This is a genomic window from Nitrospiria bacterium, from assembly GCA_035517655.1.
Taxonomy (GTDB): domain Bacteria; phylum Nitrospirota; class Nitrospiria; order JACQBZ01; family JACQBZ01; genus JACQBZ01.
Window position 1 is genome coordinate 67,531 of record DATIYJ010000011.1, and the last position, 17,263, is coordinate 84,793.

The window sequence follows — 17,263 nt, forward strand, 5'->3', positions numbered from 1 at the left end:
CTACATTATAACAAGCCCGACGCGGGTGCGCAATGCGCAGGTTGCTGAAAAATGAGTGATCGGTCGGTAAACAGGCCCTCTACTTTAAGCGGGCGGCTCCGGCCGCCTCGATTACCAGCGTGGCGTACTGTGCGAAGATCATGAGAAGTTTGAGGTCGTATTCCGTAAAGTGCCGTTTTGTGGGGTCGGTGATGGAATAGTTGATGACCCCGATGATTTTGTTCCGACTGCGTAGCGGAGCGCAGATTCCGGAGCGCAATTCGGTCGCTTTGACCTCGAAGTTCTTAAACTGGTCCGGATTGATCTTGGAGGGCAGGAGCAAAGCCTCTCCGGTTTGGACGACGTACCCCGCGCATCCCTCGCCGATTTTGGGACGGCTCTGGGCCAGGACTTCCGGTTTGATGCCCACGGACGAGGCGATGACAAGCCTTTGGTTTGCCTCATCAACCAGTTGAATGGAACCGCGATCGGCCATAAAAAGCTCCATGGCGGCCTTCAGGATCGTGTCGAGAGCTTTTTCGGGTTGTGTTTCCATTCCGATGGCCGCCATCGCTTTCTGCAGCACCGTCAATTCCTTGAGCCGCACCTGCAGTGCCGAGATTTTGATTTGTTCCTCAAGCACTCTAAATTGTTCCTCCCGCAGTTGTTTCTGGATCTTTTGAAGTTTGAATTCATTGTCTATGATGTAAGCGCAGAAGAGCAGAAAAAAAACGCCCAGGAAGATGATGATGATCGGGGGTTGTTCTGTTACAAGGCTGAAAACGATGACGGTTCCGGCCGAGGATAGCAGGAGGAAGAAGGAGATGGCCCAGAGCTCCCATCGCTTCTTTTCAACCGGGGTCATCTTTTTGGTTGGGCTCATAAGATGGACCTGAACAATCTCTCCCTGCGCGCCGCGAACCTGGTGACGAAACCAACGTCCGCCGATGTCAGGCGCGACCGGCTTTGTTCAACGCCCTTTCGGGATAACTCACCCAAGGTTCTCGCTCTGCGAGATAGCGGGGACCCCGGAAATTCAAACGGGTGCGAAGGTTGGAGAAGCCGGACCGTTGTAATTGAGAAACGAAACTGCGAAGCGCGTCGTCGACGGTCCGGAACGCCTCCGTCTCAAACGTCAGTCCCTCATAATGAAAGACGGCCTTGTACCCTTTGTCGATTCGCTGAATATCCACCAACCGATTGAAGACCCGTTGTCGCTCGTCTTGTCCTTCGATTTGGTGTCGTTCGGTAATGCGCTGCATCCACCCCTCTCCAGGATGGCGCTGATTATAGCGACTTCAACCTGAGCAATCAATAACTTTTTTGCATGGCGATGGGCTTAACGGGTTTCGATTCGCCTGCATGAAACCGGATAGGGATGTCGCAGTCGTTTGACAATCCATCCCTTGTTTCTTATAATCCATAAAGCTTTCTGTGACCCATGGCCGTTGAGGATGAACTTACCCAATTTACTCACGATCCTTCGCATTCTGTTGATACCGGTTTTCATTAATTTGTTGATCTACAGATACCATGCATGGGCCCTGGCTGTTTTTCTTTTTGCCAGCTTGACGGACAGTCTGGATGGTCTGATCGCGAGGCTCGCAAATCAGAGAACGCGACTGGGGACCTATCTTGATCCCATGGCGGATAAGTTGCTCCTAACAGCCTCCTTTCTGACCCTCGCAATCCTGCAGATTATTCCGGTGTGGAGTGCCGTGATCGTCGTCAGTCGTGACATGATTTTGATCTTAGGCGCCTTGATTCTCCACCTGACCCAGGCTCGTCTGGAAATCTCACCTACGTTTCTTGGAAAAAGCACAACGGCGCTTCAGTTGGCCTATGTCACTTTGGTTTTATTTGTTGCGGTGGTTCGGGGCAACACAGTTGGTTTATTTCCAGTCCTAGTGGCAACGGTGGCGTTGACGATTCTCTCCGGTCTTCATTATATCTATCGGGGAGTGCGTCATTTGAATTCTGAACACGTTTAGTGAGTGCTTTAACGGCAGCCGGGTAGTCCATCTAAAATAGGCCAATTGATGAACAATCGAACCCGATGGTTTGGCATCATCGGGTATCCCATACGTCATTCCCTTTCCCCATTGATGCATAATGCCGCTTTCGAGGCGCTGGGCCTTGATTACTGCTACATTCCCTTGACGGTTGAACCCCCTCGGGTGCGATCCGCGGTAAAAGCGTTGCGATGGCTGCAGTTCCGAGGTTTCAACGTGACGATTCCCCACAAGCAACGGATTATGGCCTATCTGGATCGGTTGACCCCGGAGGCCAAGCTCATTGGAGCGGTGAACACCGTTGATATTCACCAAGGTAGATTGATCGGTCACAATACGGACGGTCGGGGATTCCTTAGATCCGTCATGGAAGTGACCGGTCAAACGGTAACAGACAAGCGCGTTTTGCTTTTAGGAGCGGGAGGGGCGGCGCGGGCGGTTGCGTTTCAATTGATCCTTGAAAACGTGGCAACAATGTTCATCTCAAATCGATCATCGGCGAGGGCCCATGGGCTGGCCCGTGATCTAGGGCGATCGCCGAACCGGTGTTTCCTTTCTGTCCTTCCCTGGACTGAAAAGGCTCTTAAAAAAGCCGTTCAAGAGACCGATATCATTATTAATGCCACATCGGTGGGAATGAATCCGTCTGATCCCCCCCTTCTTGCGTCTGATGTTTTGAAATCGCGTCATATTGTTTGTGATCTTGTTTATAAACCGGCAACGACGGGTCTGCTTCGGCAGGCACAAGCGGCCGGGGCCACGGTGATCACGGGACTTGGGATGCTGGTTCATCAAGGGGCGCTTTCCTTTGAAATCTGGACCGGTCAACGACCTCCGGTGGATGTCATGCGGGAGGCCGTTGGGCGGGCTATCATGGGATAGGAGTCGGGAGACGACATTGACAATTTGAAAACCATCCAGTAAACTGAAAAAGCAGGGGTTTCGTTCGTCCGAATTAGAGGTGACAACCTTGGTTCCTGAACGATTGGGGAAAGTGTTGACGGCGGCTCGACTCATTTCGGAGGAACAGCTCCAGAAAGCTCTTCTAATCCAGAAAAAGGAGGGCGGCCGACTGGGAGGTATCCTCATCAAGATGAATTTTGTTGAAGAGGATAAGCTCCTTAAGTTTCTAAGCCAGCATTATGGTATTCCCGCCATTGACCTTTCGAAGATCCAGATCGATCCCGCCGTCACGAAACTGGTACCGGCCGAAGTGGTTCACAAATACCATGTCATACCGGTCAAACGCTCCGGTGCCACGCTCAGCCTAGCCATGGTGGATCCCACCGATGTCTTTGCGGTTGATGATATCAAGTTCATGACCGGATACGAGATCGAGCCCATGGTCGCCTCAGAAGCGGCTGTGACGGCGGCCATTACCAAGTCCTACGATGCTTCGACCAAGCAACTCCAGACGGTGCTTAAAGACATTGAAGTGCAGGAATCCGAGGCGAATCTCTCCGTCGTACGCGAAGAGGAAGTGGATATTAATAAATTGAAGGCGGAGGTGGAGGATGCGCCGGTGGTGAAGCTGGCGAATCTGATCCTGGTGGAGGCGATCAAGAAGAAAGTGAGCGACGTTCACATCGAGCCGTATGAACACAGCTTCCGGGTACGTTACCGGTTGGACGGATCCCTTTACGAGGTGATGGCTCCGCCGAAGAAACTCCAAGCGGCCCTCACCTCCCGGTTGAAGATCATGGCCGACTTGGATATTGCCGAACGGCGACTTCCTCAAGACGGGCGTATTAAAATGAGATTTGAGGAAAAAGAGGTTGACCTTCGCGTGTCATGTCTTCCATGCCTGTTCGGCGAGAAAATTGTGATGCGTCTGTTGGATAAGAGCAACCTGACGCTGGATCTCACCAAGCTGGGATTTGAGCCCAATGCCTTGGAAGATTTTATGAAAGCGATCGGTAGTCCCTATGGCATGGTGTTGGTCACGGGTCCAACCGGAAGCGGAAAAACCACCACGCTCTATTCGGCCTTAAATTATATTAATACTATCGATGTGAACATCATGACGGCCGAGGACCCTGTCGAGTACAACCTGATGGGGATCAACCAAGTCCAAATGAAGGACGAAATCGGTCTGAATTTCGCAGCGGCCCTTCGTTCTTTCCTCCGACAGGATCCCGACATCATCATGGTCGGCGAGATCCGGGACTATGAAACGGCCGAGATCGGTGTCAAGGCGGCCCTGACCGGTCATTTGGTCTTGTCCACGTTACACACCAACGATGCACCCAGTACGATCAACCGTCTTCTCAACATGGGGATCGAGCCGTTCTTGGTGGCCTCTTCAGTGGTGTTGATCTTGGCCCAACGGCTCGTTCGGCGGATTTGCAAGGAATGTAAAGAAGTTGAAAAGATTCCGGTCCAGACGCTTATCAAAGCGGGCATGTCGGAAGAGGAAGCTAAAAATGCGGTCTGTTACAAAGGCAAAGGGTGCCAAACATGTAGCGATACAGGGTATAAGGGACGTGTGGCTTTGTATGAAGTGATGCCGATCGGGGAAGGGGTTCGGGAATTGGTCCTTCAAGGGGCTTCAGCAGATGAGATCAAAAAGCGGGCGATCAGCGGAGGAATGAAAACGTTGCGGATGAGCGGCCTAGCCAAAGTCCGCGAAGGATCGACCACGTTGGAAGAGGTTGTGGACTCGACTTTTTCGGATTGACACTAAGAAAATCATGATGATTTACATCTGATATGCAGTTTTCCGATAACTGGATGCCCCGGCGGGGGGTCTTTGCCGGTTGTGAAGAGGAGAGTAAGCTATAACTCCGGGAGGTTTCCCGGTATACTAACATAGTCACAGCAAGGAGACGAATGGCCAATCTGTATCAGTTACTCCAGACTATGATTGAGAAAGGTGCCTCCGACCTCCACATCACCACGGGAAGTCCGCCACAAATCCGGGTGGACGGCGATCTGGTCCCGTTAAACGCCCCGCCTATGACGCCTGCCGAGACCAAGCAGCTGGTGTACAGCGTTCTCACCGACGCCCAGAAACACAAATTTGAAGAGGAGAACGAACTGGACTTCTCCTTTGGATTAAAAGGGTTGAGCCGGTTTCGCGCCAACGTTTTCATGCAGCGTGGGGCCGTGGCCGCAGCGATCCGGACCATTCCGTTCAAGATCATGACCTTTGAGGAATTGGGATTGCCGGCGATTGTGAGGGACTTGGTCAAGCGTCCCCGTGGATTGATTCTGGTTACCGGTCCGACAGGGAGCGGGAAATCAACCACCCTGGCTACGATGATCGACAGCATTAACTCCGAGCGGCATGAACATATTGTGACGATCGAGGACCCGATTGAATTCCTTCATCCTCATAAAAAATGCCTGGTCAATCAAAGGGAGGTCAATTCGGACACCAAATCGTTTAAGACCGCCCTCAAATATATTCTCCGGCAGGATCCCGATGTGGTGCTGGTCGGTGAAATGCGTGATCTTGAGACGATCGAGGCCGCTTTGACCATTGCCGAAACGGGACACCTCACTTTTGCCACTCTCCATACCAACTCTTGCGCCCAGACGATCAACCGGATCGTCGATGTCTTCCCCCCGTTTCAGCAGCCCCAGGTGCGGGCCCAGTTGTCGTTTGTTCTGGAAGGCGTCATATCCCAACAACTCATGGCCAAGGCCAGTGGACAGGGAAGAGTTCTGGCTTTGGAGATCATGGTTCCCAACCCCGCTATCCGTAATTTGATTCGAGAAGATAAAGTCCATCAGATCTATTCCACGATGCAAACCGGCCAGTCAAAGTATGGCATGCAGACGATGAATCAGTCCTTGTTCGACCTCTACCAACGGCGGTTGATCACCTATGACGATGCCATTAACCGCAGCAGCAACGTGGAAGAGTTGATGAATATGCTGGGCCGGAGCGGAATGGCTCCGCAACCGGCGAAGGAACAGCGGGCAGTCCGCTAACCCGGGAGCGCGACGGATTTATGGCTACCTTTGCTTGGACAGGAAAAACGAGACAAGGATCTCCGCAAAAGGGCGAGCTTGTGGCCAAAAGCCGGGAGGAAGTGATCGGGCTTCTTCGGAAGCAGAATATCCTGGTGACTTCGATTCAGCAAAAGGCGGGGGCATTTAATCTCAATCTTAGTTTCGGCGGCTCCGTCTCAGACAAGGACATTGTTGTTTTTACCAGGCAGTTCGCCACGATGATTGACGCCGGGCTGCCCCTGGTTCAATGCCTGGAAATTCTTTCGACGCAAACCGAAAACAAATTCCTGGCCAAGACGGTGGGCGATGTCCGACAGGAAGTGGAATCGGGCTCCACCTATGCCGATGCTTTGAGGAAACATCCTAAGGCTTTTGACGAACTGTATGTGAACATGGTGGCGGCCGGAGAAGCCGGCGGCATTCTAGACACCATCCTCAACCGTTTGGCCAAACATATCGAGAAAGCCGCAAAGTTGAAAAAACAGATCAAGTCGGCCATGGTCTATCCGAGCACGATTATGGGTGTGGCCGTGGTCATCGTGGCCATTCTAATGATCTGGGTTATCCCGGTCTTTGCCAAAATGTTCTCCGACTTCGGTGGGACCCTTCCCGCGCCGACTCAGATCGTCATCAACGCCAGTAACTTTTCGAAGCATTATGCACCGTATATGGCCGTGGGGGCTGTGGCGGCGTGGTTCGGATTGAAGCGGACTTACAAGACGCAGATGGGTCGAAAGCTCATGGATCAGCTGGCGCTGAAGATGCCGGTGATCGGTGATCTCATCCGCAAAGCGGCCGTTGCCAAATTTACTCGGACCCTCGGGACCTTGATCAGCAGCGGCGTTCCAATCCTGGAAGGACTGAACATTACAGCCAAAACGTCCGGCAACAAGGTCATTGAAGAAGCCATCATGGTCGCCCGACAGAGCATCAGCGAAGGCAAGACGGTTTCCGATCCGCTCGGACGGACGAAGGTGTTTCCCCCGATGGTGGTTCAGATGATTGCGGTGGGTGAAACAACCGGGGCCTTGGATGCGATGCTGGGCAAGATCGCCGATTTTTACGAGGAAGAAGTGGACGCGGCGGTTGCGGCGTTGACGTCTCTCTTGGAGCCGCTTCTGATGGTTTTCCTGGGCGCCATTATCGGGTTCATTGTGGTGGCCATGTACCTGCCGATCTTCAAGATGGCCGGCACCATCTAGGATCACAGATGTCTCCTATATCGAGGTTCCAATCTTGCGGCCGGAACTTTTATAGGGCGGCCCCTCCTCTCGTTCTGTTTACCTCAGCCGGATTGTGATGTGGGCGATGGAGCTCCAATGGATCCAGCAGGAAGAAATGCGGGCCAAGCTGAAGTGGCTGATGGTCCTGCGTGTCGTGATCGTTACGGTTTTGCTGGGTGCCTCGATCGTTCTCCAGGTCGGTTACGGACATGTCGGGAAAACGACCACCTCGTTTTCTTATCTGATTGCTTCAACGTATTGTCTCACGATCGTTTACAGCCTTCTTCTCAATCGGCTGAAACACCTCACACTGTTTGCCTACGCCCAGATCTTCTTTGATCTGAACTTTGAAACTCTCTTGGTTTATTTAACGGGAGGCATCGAAAGCCCGTTTTCACCATTTTATATGATCACCTTGATGGCCGCGAGCGTGATCCTGGGCCGGAAAGGCGGGGTCCTGACCGCGTCCATGGCCAGCGTACTGTTCGGTTTGCTGGTCGACCTCCAATATTTTCGACTTCTGCCCGAAACGGGAGCCGGCACCTATTCCAATCGGCAAACACTTTATTTCCTTTTTTTAAATGTCGTTGGGTTTCTGACCGTGGCGTATTTGGGGGGGGAACTGGCCGAAAAATTGAGCACGACGCGCGAACGCCTGAAAGAGAAAGCGGCCGGCTTGGCGGAGTTACAGGCTTTTCACGAACATGTGGTGCAGAGCATGAGCACCGGCTTGATGACTACCAGGCTTTCCGGTGTGATTACCTCCTTCAACCGGGCGGCCGAAGAAATGATGGGATATCGGTTTGGAGAGGTAAGGGAAAAACCCTGGTGGGAGATTTTCGGGGCGCCCGAGTTAAAAGAATTGATCAGCACCGAAAAACCGCTGATGGAACCCTTCCGTTTCGACCGGGAGTGCCGCCGAAAAGACGGGGGGCGCCTGGTGTTGGGCATGACCGTATCCCCTCTAAAAAACGAAGAAGGGCGGCAGATCGGCGGAGTCTGGATCTTCCAGGACCTGACCCGTATCCGAAAGATGGAACTTGAGATCGAACACAGGAAAAGACTCGCGACGATCGGCGAGATGGCTGCCGGTATGGCTCATGAAATCCGAAATCCCCTGGCCTCGTTGAGCGGGTCCATGCAGGTGCTGAGCCGTGACCCTCGGCTGGATGATGAGGAATCGCATCGGCTGATGGAGATCGCGTTGCAAGAGACGGAACGGCTGAACGGCATCATCACCGCCTTTCTATTATACGCCCGGCCTTCGCCGTTGAACAAAAAACAGTGGGACATTAACCAGCTCGTGATGGATACGTTGAGCCTTCTACAAAACGGCAAGGAATATCACGACAATATTGATATCCAGTCGAATTTGTCCCTGGGACCATTGGAGGCCGTTGTGGACGCGGATCAGATCCGTCAAGTTTTCTGGAACCTGTCGATCAATGCGTGTCAGGCCATGCCTAAGGGTGGACGGCTGCTGGTGACGACCCGTCCCGTCGCGATGCACTCCGATAAAAAATCTCTCGAAACCGCCTGGGTCGAAGTGGCGTTTTCAGACAGCGGTCATGGGATTGACAAAGAACATATGGACAAGATTTTCTACCCCTTTTTTACAACCAAGGATCGCGGTTCAGGTCTGGGTCTTTCGATCGTGCACCGCGTGATCGAGACCCATCAGGGCCGCGTGCACGTGGAGAGCCAGCTGGGCAAAGGAACGCGGTTTATCGTCTTGTTGCCGGTTGGGGAAACGACGTCCGCAACCCGACTTGATAAATCAAGGAGCCATTGACCGTGGAGAAGATCTTAGTCGTCGATGACGAGAAAAGCATGCGGGACTTCCTGAGCATCGTGCTCAAGAAGGAGGGCTATGCGGTGACGACCGCCGAAGACGGCGAGACGGCGAGCCGGTTGGTCCAGAAAGAAATCTTTGATCTGGTTTTGACGGATGTGAAGATGCCCAAGATGAGCGGCCTGCAAGTCCTCAAAACGGTGAAAGAGACGTCGCCGGACACCATCGTGGTGATGATTACAGCCTTTGCGTCCACCGAGACGGCGATCGAGGCCATGAAGGAGGGGGCGTACGATTACCTCACCAAACCGTTTCAAATCGAAGAAGTGAAACTGATTATCCAGAATGCTTTGGAAAAGAAACGGCTCCGGGCAGAAAATCAGCTTTTGAAGAGAAAAGTAAAAGGCACCGCTACGCTGGAGGATATGATTGGCCAAAGCGGAGCCATGCAGAGCGTCATCCAGGTGGTGAAGAAAGTCGCGGATACCCAGAGCAATGTCTTGATCCTCGGCGAGAGCGGAACCGGGAAGGAACTGGTGGCCCAGGCGATTCATTCGGACAGTCTGCGGAAGGACAAACCCTTTGTCACCGTGAATTGCAGCGCGCTTCCCGAGCCGCTTCTTGAGAGCGAACTGTTCGGCCATATGAAGGGTTCCTTTACAGGAGCGCATGCGAACAAACCGGGTCTGTTTGAGATCGCCCATGAGGGAACGATTTTCCTGGATGAAATTGGAGATACCCCATCGGGGATTCAGGCCAAGCTGCTGCGGGTTTTGGAGGAGAAGGAGTTCCGACGGATCGGCGGGACGCAGAATATTCATGTCGATGTCCGAATCATTGCGGCCACCAACAAAGACCTCGAAAAGGCAGTTGCGGAGGGGACGTTTCGGGAAGATCTCTATTATCGGTTGGATGTCATCCCCATTCATCTGCCGCCCCTGCGCGATCGGATGGAGGATATTCCACTCCTGACCCGCCATTTTCTAACCGTTATGAATCATGGGTTGAATAAAAAGATCCGGGCCATTACGCCCGACGCCATGAAAGCCTTACAGGCTCATCCCTGGCGGGGAAATGTGCGGGAGCTTGAAAATGTCATCGAGCGCGTTGTGGCTCTAACCACGGGAGAGGCCATCGAACTCAAGGATGTAATGGAATGTTTGCAACGGCCGGCGGGTTTCAAGGAATCGTCGTTGACGACCCTGCCTCCCGAAGGACTGGATCTCGATAAAGTGATCGGAGATTTGGAAAAAACACTTCTCGTGAAAGCCTTGGAGAGAACCAACTGGGTCAAGCGGAACGCCGCCAAGCTTCTCCAGTTGAATATGCGGTCCTTCCGGTACCGTTTGGAAAAGCACGGTATCCGGAAAAATCGTGAACCCGGTTCTCCTCCGGACGCTCCGGAAAATGATGAAATGGAATCGGACACCTCCGCTCCTTAAGCGGTTTCAATCACCTTCCACCGAATTTCATTGGACGAATCCTCTCGCATGCGTTCACGCGAAACCGTAACCGTCCGCGCACCGGCCAAGATCAACCTCCTGTTATATGTTCTGAAGCGTCAAGCGACCGGATATCATAAGATCCTCTCCTTGATGCAGATGGTGGATCTACTGGACCGCTTGACCTTGACGTTGCGGCCGAAGCGGTATGGGATTCGGATTGTGACACGGACACGGACCCTGCCCTTGGGCGAAGATAACCTCATCACCCGGGCGGCCCGTATTTTTATGAAGCATTACGGCATCCTGACCGGTTTGAGAATCGATTTGGACAAGGCCATCCCCCTCGGCGCGGGACTGGGGGGGGGCAGCAGCGATGCCGCGGCGACGCTCTACGGGCTTGATTCTCTCTATCGGCTGGGCCGTCCTCATTCGGAACTCGCAGACTTGGGCCGGGGTCTTGGAAGCGATGTTCCGTTTTTTTTCGGTGGGCCTACCGCGTGGGTCTCCGGGCTGGGAGACCAAATTCGTCCCGCCTCGCTGGGAGAAAACCTCTGGGCCGTATTGGCCAATCCCGGTTTTGAGGTCTCGACGGCCTGGGTCTATTCGGAGCTGGATCGGGTCCGGACCGCGGGAGGCATTCCGCAGAGAAGATCCATGAAAAAAATAGGATTGACTTTGAACCGGAATCGGCATAAAATCTTTCCCCGTGCGAGCAAGACCTTCCCGCTGACGAATCGATCATTCCCCCTCCACAATGACTTGGAAGTGATCACGATCAGACGATATCCGGTCATTGAAACCATGAAGGAGCGCCTGTGTTCATTGGGAGCGAAGGGGGCATTGATGTCCGGCAGCGGACCGACCGTTTTTGGATTGTTTGAGGAACGCTCGTGCGCGCACGAAGCGGCCGCGATCCTTCGACAGGATACGTTGAGGGGGTGGCCGCATCCGGACGGGGGCTGGACGATCCGGGTGGCGAGGCTGCTGGTCCGGCCTCCCTGGTAGGGTCAAGGACCGGTTTGATCGTTCCGTGCCTTCCAAGGGTTCCATGAGTTCCCTGGCTGGTTAAGACGCGCGTTAGACCGAAATAGTATACAAGGGGAATATTCGGAGGTCGTCCAACGGTAGGACAGCAGCCTTTGGAGCTGCGAATTGGGGTTCGAGTCCCTACCTCCGAACCAACCATAAGCATCGGCCATTAGCATCGGAATGATGCGGGAAGGGGCTCCCGCTGTGCCTAATTTTACGGTGGGTTCTTTGTGCTGAACGAATTAAAACTGATTTCTGGAAATTCGAATATTCCGCTGGCCAAGGAGATCTGCGACCACCTCGGGGTTGCCTTGGGCGCGGCGACCGTCTCGGCGTTCAGCGACGGGGAAATTCTCGTCCGGATTGAAGAGAACGTTCGCGGAATGGATGTGTTTGTGGTTCAATCCTGTTCGGATCCGGTCAACAAGCACATCATGGAACTCCTCATCATGATCGACGCGCTGAAACGTTCCTCGGCCCGTCGGATTACGGCCGTCATTCCGTACTTCGGTTACGCGCGACAGGATCGGAAGGATCAACCGCGGGTGCCGGTTACGGCCAAGTTGGTGGCGGATTTGATCACGACGGCCGGCGCCCATAAGGTCTTGACGGTGGATCTGCACGCCGGACAGATTCAGGGGTTCTTTAATATCCCGGTCGATCACTTGTATGCGACGCCGGTGCTTCTGAACCACCTTCGTTCGATGGATTTGAAGGACTTGGTGGTGGTGTCGCCGGACGCCGGCGGTGTGGAGCGGGCCCGTGCGTTTGCCAAGCGACTCAACGCGAGTCTGGCGATCATCGATAAGCGCCGCGAAGGACCGAATCAGGCCAAGATCATGAACATCGTTGGCGACGTCGACAACCGGGATGTCCTTCTCCTGGATGACATGATCGACACCGCCGGAACGATTACCCAGGGGGCCCAGGCGTGCGCCGATAAAGGGGCCCGTCGCGTCTTGGCCGGTTGTACGCACGCCGTTTTATCCGGCCCGGCTTTGCAGCGTCTCAACGACTCGGTGCTGGGCCAGGTGATCGTCACAAACACCGTTCCCTTGGCCGGTAAGGAGCAAATCTGCAAGAAGATCGAAGTTCTGTCCGTGGCCCCGCTTTTGGGCGAGGCGATTCGTCGGATTCATAATGAAGAGTCGGTGAGTTCACTGTTTGTTTGAAGAAGGAGTGAAAAATGCAGCGTATGGATTTGGAAGCGGAGCAGCGTCAGCAGAGCGGAAAAGGAGTGGCCCGCGCCCTTCGGCGGTCCGGGAAGATTCCCGCGGTTTTGTACGGCGAAGGGAAATCGAGCCTGTTGGCCGTTGTCCCCGCGGATCTGATTAAAATTTTAAAATCGGAGTCGGGCGAGAACGCTCTGATCAATCTGAAGATTAAAGGCGGAAAATCCGTCGAGACCCGGACGGCGATCCTTCGCGATTTTCAAAAAGATCCCATCACGGGGGGCATCTTGCACGCGGACCTGTTCGAGATCAACATGAATAAAGCGATCCGGGTGAGAGTCCCCATCATGGTCAAGGGCGACGTGCCGGAGGGTGTCAAATTGGGCGGCGTCCTCCAGCACAACCTGCGGGAGATGATGATCGAGTGTCTTCCGTCCATGATTCCGGACCATCTTGACGTTGACGCGGCCTATCTGAAGATCGGGGAGTCGATTCACGTCAGAGACCTTCAGGTTGAACAGGGGATCCGGATTCTGGAAGATAAGGATCTCGCGATTGTATCGGTCGCGGCTCCGATGTCGGAGGCGAAGCTGGAGGAAATTCTGGCGGGAACGCCGGCCGAGACGAAGGAGCCCGAGGTCATCGGGAAGAAGAAGGAGGAAGGGGAAGTGGAAGCGGCGGCGGAGCCTGCGGCCGGCGGAAAAGCGGGTGAGAAAGCCGAGGCCAAGGGCGAGGGCAAGGCCCCGAAACCAAGCGGCAAGGAAGAGAAGAAGGAGACTGGAGCGAAAGGTTAATTTCATATTGAAGATCCTTGTGGGACTTGGAAACCCCGGGGCGGACTACGCGCGCAGCCGTCACAATGTCGGTTTTATGGTTCTCGATGCCTTCGCGAAGTCCCTGGCTGTTTCTTTTCGGAAAACATCTTCGCGGATGGTGACCGCCTTCGGTACGATCCGCGGCCGAGACCGAAACGATGAACGCGTGATCCTTGCGAAGCCGCAGACCTATATGAATCGAAGCGGCTCCGCGACCTTGGAACTGCTCCGGGAAACCGGAGCCGGTCCGTCGGATCTTCTCGTGGTTCACGATGATTTGGATCTGGGTCTCGGGCGTCTCCGGCTTAAGTCCAAAGGAGGGCATGGCGGTCATCGCGGGGTTCAATCCATTATCGCGTCACTCCAGACCCACCAGTTTTATCGCTTCCGAGTAGGCATCGGCCGCCCGCCCGCGCACTTGGCGGCGGATGAATATGTTCTCTCGCTTTTTCTTCCGGAAGAAAGATCCATCGTACAGGGAATGATCGCGCGATCCGTCATGGCCTTGGACTGCTTTCTTAAGGAAGGGCCGGAAGCAACCATGAACCGCTTTCATTAACAGAAAAAGTTCGACATGCACGGATTTCAATCTCACAGACCGATGAGCGGATAAGGAGGCGTCAAGCATGGATTTGACAAGCGGTTCGATCTTTTTTGCCCTGGTTTGCGGGGCGGCGGCGGTGGTTTACGGGGCTGTGGCGGCTCGATGGGTTCTGGCCCTTCCGGCCGGCTCGGAGCGGATGCAGGAGATTGCGAAGGCCATTCAGGAGGGAGCGAAGGCCTTTTTAAACCGCCAATATACGACGATTGCGGGTGTCGGTCTGATCTTGTTTGTCATTCTGTGGGCCACTCTGGGAGCCAAAACGGCGATCGGATTTCTGATCGGTGCGGTCTCGTCCGCGGCGGCCGGTTATATCGGAATGAACATTTCCGTGAAGGCCAACGTGCGGACAGCCGAAGCGGCAAAACGAGGACTCTCCGCGGCGTTTAACGTGGCCTTCCGGGGTGGATCCGTTACCGGTCTTCTCGTGGTCGGCCTGGGCCTTCTATCGGTCGCCGGGTACTACGGCATTTTGGTGGGACTTACACCGAGCGGCCAGAAAGTCGATATCACCCCCTTGGTGGGTCTGGGGTTTGGAGGGAGCCTGATCAGCATCTTCGCTCGGCTGGGCGGCGGGATCTTCACGAAGGCGGCCGACGTCGGTGCGGATCTGGTCGGCAAAGTGGAGGCTGGAATTCCGGAGGACGATCCGCGTAACCCGGCCGTCATTGCGGACAACGTCGGCGACAACGTCGGAGACTGCGCCGGCATGGCGGCCGATCTGTTCGAGACGTATGCCGTCACGATCATCTCAACCATGCTTCTGGGCCTTCTGGTCTTCAGAGACGCCTCACAGGTCCTGGTCTACCCGCTGGTCGTGGGCGGGGTCTCGATCATCTCCTCGATCATCGGTACCTTTTTCGCACGCATCGGCATCAAAGGCTATATCATGGGCGCGTTGTACAAGGGTCTGGCCGTCTCCGGACTCCTCGCGGCGATCGCGCTTTACTTTGTGACCGCCTGGATCTTTCAAGGACTGGGGACGGTCGATCCGACACGTATCTACGGGTCCGTGCTTGTCGGTTTGGCGGTAACGGCTGCACTGGTGATGATTACGGAATATTACACGTCGACTTCTTTCGGGCCGGTGAGGAGCATTGCGAAGGCTTCCACCACCGGCCACGGAACAAACATTATCGCCGGTCTGGCCGTGAGCATGAAAGCGACGGCGCTGCCGGTGCTGGTGATCGGAGCGGGAGTCCTGGCCGCGTTTCACCTCTCTGGCCTTTACGGCGTGGCCGTGGCGGCCGTTTCAATGCTGTCCATGGCCGGAATGGTTGTGGCGCTGGACGCCTACGGTCCGATCACCGACAACGCGGGCGGAATCGCCGAGATGGCCGGTTTGGATAAAAGCGTCCGAGCCGTTACCGACCCTCTGGATGCGGTCGGCAACACGACCAAGGCCGTGACCAAGGGCTACGCGATCGGATCGGCCGGTCTGGCCGCGATCGTTCTTTTCGCATCGTATACGCAGGATCTGAACAACCTGCTCGATATCAAAGTCGTCTTCACTCTGAGCGATCCCTATATCTTGGTCGGCCTTTTCATCGGCGGTATGCTGCCGTATCTCTTTTCGGCGTTGAGCATGGAGGCCGTGGGGAAGGCCGCCGGAATGATCGTGGAAGAGGTCCGTCGCCAGTTCCGCGAGATTCCCGGCATCATGCAGGGGACCGGCCGACCGGACTATGGCCAGGCCGTGGACATTGTGACCCGTGCAGCGATCCGCGAAATGATCATTCCCGGATTGATTCCGGTTCTCTCGCCGATTGCGGTCGGGTTGATCCTGGGACCAAAGGCCTTGGGGGGAGTCCTGGTCGGAAGCATTGTCACCGGCCTGTTCGTGGCGATCTCGATGACCAGCGGCGGGGGCGCGTGGGACAACGCCAAAAAGTATATCGAGGAGGGAAATTACGGAGGCAAGGGAAGCGAGGCCCATAAGGCGGCCGTGACGGGCGACACCGTCGGTGATCCATACAAAGACACCGCCGGCCCGGCCATCAATCCGATGATCAAGATCATCAACATTGTGGCCTTGTTGATGATCCCGTTGCTCGTGTAATCGAGTATGGGATTTAACTGCGGCATCGTTGGGCTTCCCAATGTGGGGAAATCGACCCTCTTTAACGCCTTGACGGCCGCGGGCGCGGCCGTGGCCAATTATCCGTTCTGCACGATCGAGCCGAACGTCGGAGTCGTGGAAGTTCCGGACGATCGACTCGATCGCTTGGCCGAGATCTTCAAGTCCAAAAAGATTGTTCCGACAACGGTGGAATTCGTCGACATCGCCGGACTGGTCAAAGGAGCGAGCCAAGGCGAAGGGCTGGGCAATAAATTCCTAAGTCACATCCGAAACGTGGACGCGATCGTCCATATCGTTCGCTGTTTTGAAAATCCGGATGTGGCGCATGTTTCGGGTTCGGTCGACCCCGCGCGGGATATCGAGATTATCGAGACCGAGTTGATTTTGGCCGATCTGGAAACGGTGGAGCGGCGCCTTCAGACTGTCGAGAAAAAGGTCCGATCGGGAGAGGCGAAGGCCGCGGAGGAGCATGCCTTCACGCAGCAGCTTCACGCGTTGTTGGCCAAAGGTGAACCGATCCGCGGGAGACCTTACACGCCGGAGCAGATGCGGCTGCTGCACGAGGTGCATCTTCTGACGGATAAACCGGTCTTGTATGTGGCCAACGTGTCGGAAGCCGATCTGGGTCGGGAAACCGATTATGTTCGGCAGGTTCGTAAAATCGCGGAGCGGGAAGCGGCTCGTGTGATCGTGATCAGCGGTCAGGTCGAGGCCGAGGTGATCGCGCTGCCCAAAGAGGATCGGCCTGCATTCTTGAAGGAATTGGGATTGGCCGAGTCCGGACTGGATCGCCTCATACAGGCCGGGTATCAAATGCTGGGGCTTATCACCTTTTTCACGGCCGGCGAGCCGGAGTCAAGGGCCTGGACGGTTTCACAAGGCACCAAGGCCCCGCAAGCGGCCGGAAAAATCCATAGCGACATGGAAAAGGGCTTCATCCGCGCGGAGGTGATGGCGTATTCCGACCTGATGGTTTGCGGAAATGCGACCTCGGTTCGTGAACGGGGCTTGCTTCGAGTAGAGGGCCGGGATTATGTCATTCGGGATGGAGATATCCTGCACTTCAGGTTTCAGGTCTGAAAAGGCCTGTTGATTTTAACGGGAAGGATGTGTTACAAGGGTTACACATTGTCCGTATCAGGACACCTCGCTCTCAAC

Annotated in this window: 15 protein-coding genes and 1 tRNA gene; 14 read left to right on the forward strand and 2 right to left on the reverse strand. The window is 54.9% G+C overall.

What is annotated here, in order from left to right; translation table 11 throughout:
* Positions 1 to 79: 79 nt before the first annotated feature.
* On the reverse strand, positions 80 to 862 hold the full coding sequence (locus VLY20_01960; GenBank protein ID HUK55405.1) for a GAF domain-containing protein: 783 nt from the start codon (positions 860 to 862) through the stop codon (positions 80 to 82).
* 67 nt (positions 863 to 929) lie between these two features.
* Positions 930 to 1,241: a hypothetical protein gene (locus tag VLY20_01965; GenBank protein HUK55406.1), complete on the reverse strand. Its 312-nt coding sequence runs from the start codon at positions 1,239 to 1,241 to the stop codon at positions 930 to 932.
* A gap of 192 nt (positions 1,242 to 1,433) precedes the next feature.
* Between VLY20_01965 and VLY20_01970 the strand changes: the two genes are divergently transcribed.
* From VLY20_01970 to ychF, 14 genes are all read left to right on the forward strand, one after another.
* Positions 1,434 to 1,970 (forward strand): CDP-alcohol phosphatidyltransferase family protein, encoded by a 537-nt coding sequence (locus VLY20_01970; protein ID HUK55407.1) that lies wholly within the window; start codon positions 1,434 to 1,436, stop codon positions 1,968 to 1,970.
* Between the two features lie 48 nt (positions 1,971 to 2,018).
* A complete protein-coding gene (locus tag VLY20_01975) occupies positions 2,019 to 2,873 on the forward strand; it encodes a shikimate dehydrogenase (protein ID HUK55408.1) in 855 nt (284 codons plus the stop codon).
* 88 nt (positions 2,874 to 2,961) lie between these two features.
* Positions 2,962 to 4,668 (forward strand): type IV-A pilus assembly ATPase PilB, encoded by a 1,707-nt coding sequence (gene pilB / locus VLY20_01980; protein ID HUK55409.1) that lies wholly within the window; start codon positions 2,962 to 2,964, stop codon positions 4,666 to 4,668.
* A 152-nt stretch (positions 4,669 to 4,820) separates the two neighbouring features.
* Positions 4,821 to 5,927, forward strand: coding sequence for a type IV pilus twitching motility protein PilT (locus tag VLY20_01985; protein HUK55410.1), 1,107 nt, complete (start codon positions 4,821 to 4,823; stop codon positions 5,925 to 5,927).
* A 20-nt stretch (positions 5,928 to 5,947) separates the two neighbouring features.
* Positions 5,948 to 7,150: a type II secretion system F family protein gene (locus VLY20_01990; protein ID HUK55411.1), complete on the forward strand. Its 1,203-nt coding sequence runs from the start codon at positions 5,948 to 5,950 to the stop codon at positions 7,148 to 7,150.
* A 106-nt stretch (positions 7,151 to 7,256) separates the two neighbouring features.
* Positions 7,257 to 8,963: an ATP-binding protein gene (locus tag VLY20_01995; protein HUK55412.1), complete on the forward strand. Its 1,707-nt coding sequence runs from the start codon at positions 7,257 to 7,259 to the stop codon at positions 8,961 to 8,963.
* Positions 8,964 to 8,965: 2 nt separating this feature from the next.
* On the forward strand, positions 8,966 to 10,405 hold the full coding sequence (locus VLY20_02000; GenBank protein ID HUK55413.1) for a sigma-54 dependent transcriptional regulator: 1,440 nt from the start codon (positions 8,966 to 8,968) through the stop codon (positions 10,403 to 10,405).
* Positions 10,406 to 10,453: 48 nt separating this feature from the next.
* Positions 10,454 to 11,413, forward strand: a complete 960-nt coding sequence (ispE, locus tag VLY20_02005; protein HUK55414.1) for a 4-(cytidine 5'-diphospho)-2-C-methyl-D-erythritol kinase — start codon at positions 10,454 to 10,456, stop codon at positions 11,411 to 11,413.
* Between the two features lie 102 nt (positions 11,414 to 11,515).
* A tRNA-Gln gene (locus VLY20_02010) sits at positions 11,516 to 11,589 on the forward strand.
* Positions 11,590 to 11,667: 78 nt separating this feature from the next.
* Complete coding sequence (locus VLY20_02015) at positions 11,668 to 12,609, forward strand: ribose-phosphate pyrophosphokinase (protein ID HUK55415.1); 942 nt, start codon at positions 11,668 to 11,670, stop codon at positions 12,607 to 12,609.
* A 14-nt stretch (positions 12,610 to 12,623) separates the two neighbouring features.
* Positions 12,624 to 13,403: a 50S ribosomal protein L25 gene (locus tag VLY20_02020; protein HUK55416.1), complete on the forward strand. Its 780-nt coding sequence runs from the start codon at positions 12,624 to 12,626 to the stop codon at positions 13,401 to 13,403.
* Between the two features lie 7 nt (positions 13,404 to 13,410).
* A complete protein-coding gene (pth, locus tag VLY20_02025; GenBank protein ID HUK55417.1) occupies positions 13,411 to 13,983 on the forward strand; it encodes an aminoacyl-tRNA hydrolase in 573 nt (190 codons plus the stop codon).
* 73 nt (positions 13,984 to 14,056) lie between these two features.
* Entirely contained in the window at positions 14,057 to 16,084 is a 2,028-nt protein-coding gene (locus VLY20_02030; protein ID HUK55418.1) for a sodium-translocating pyrophosphatase, read from the forward strand.
* A gap of 6 nt (positions 16,085 to 16,090) precedes the next feature.
* Positions 16,091 to 17,185, forward strand: a complete 1,095-nt coding sequence (gene ychF / locus VLY20_02035) for a redox-regulated ATPase YchF (GenBank protein HUK55419.1) — start codon at positions 16,091 to 16,093, stop codon at positions 17,183 to 17,185.
* Positions 17,186 to 17,263: the final 78 nt, after the last annotated feature.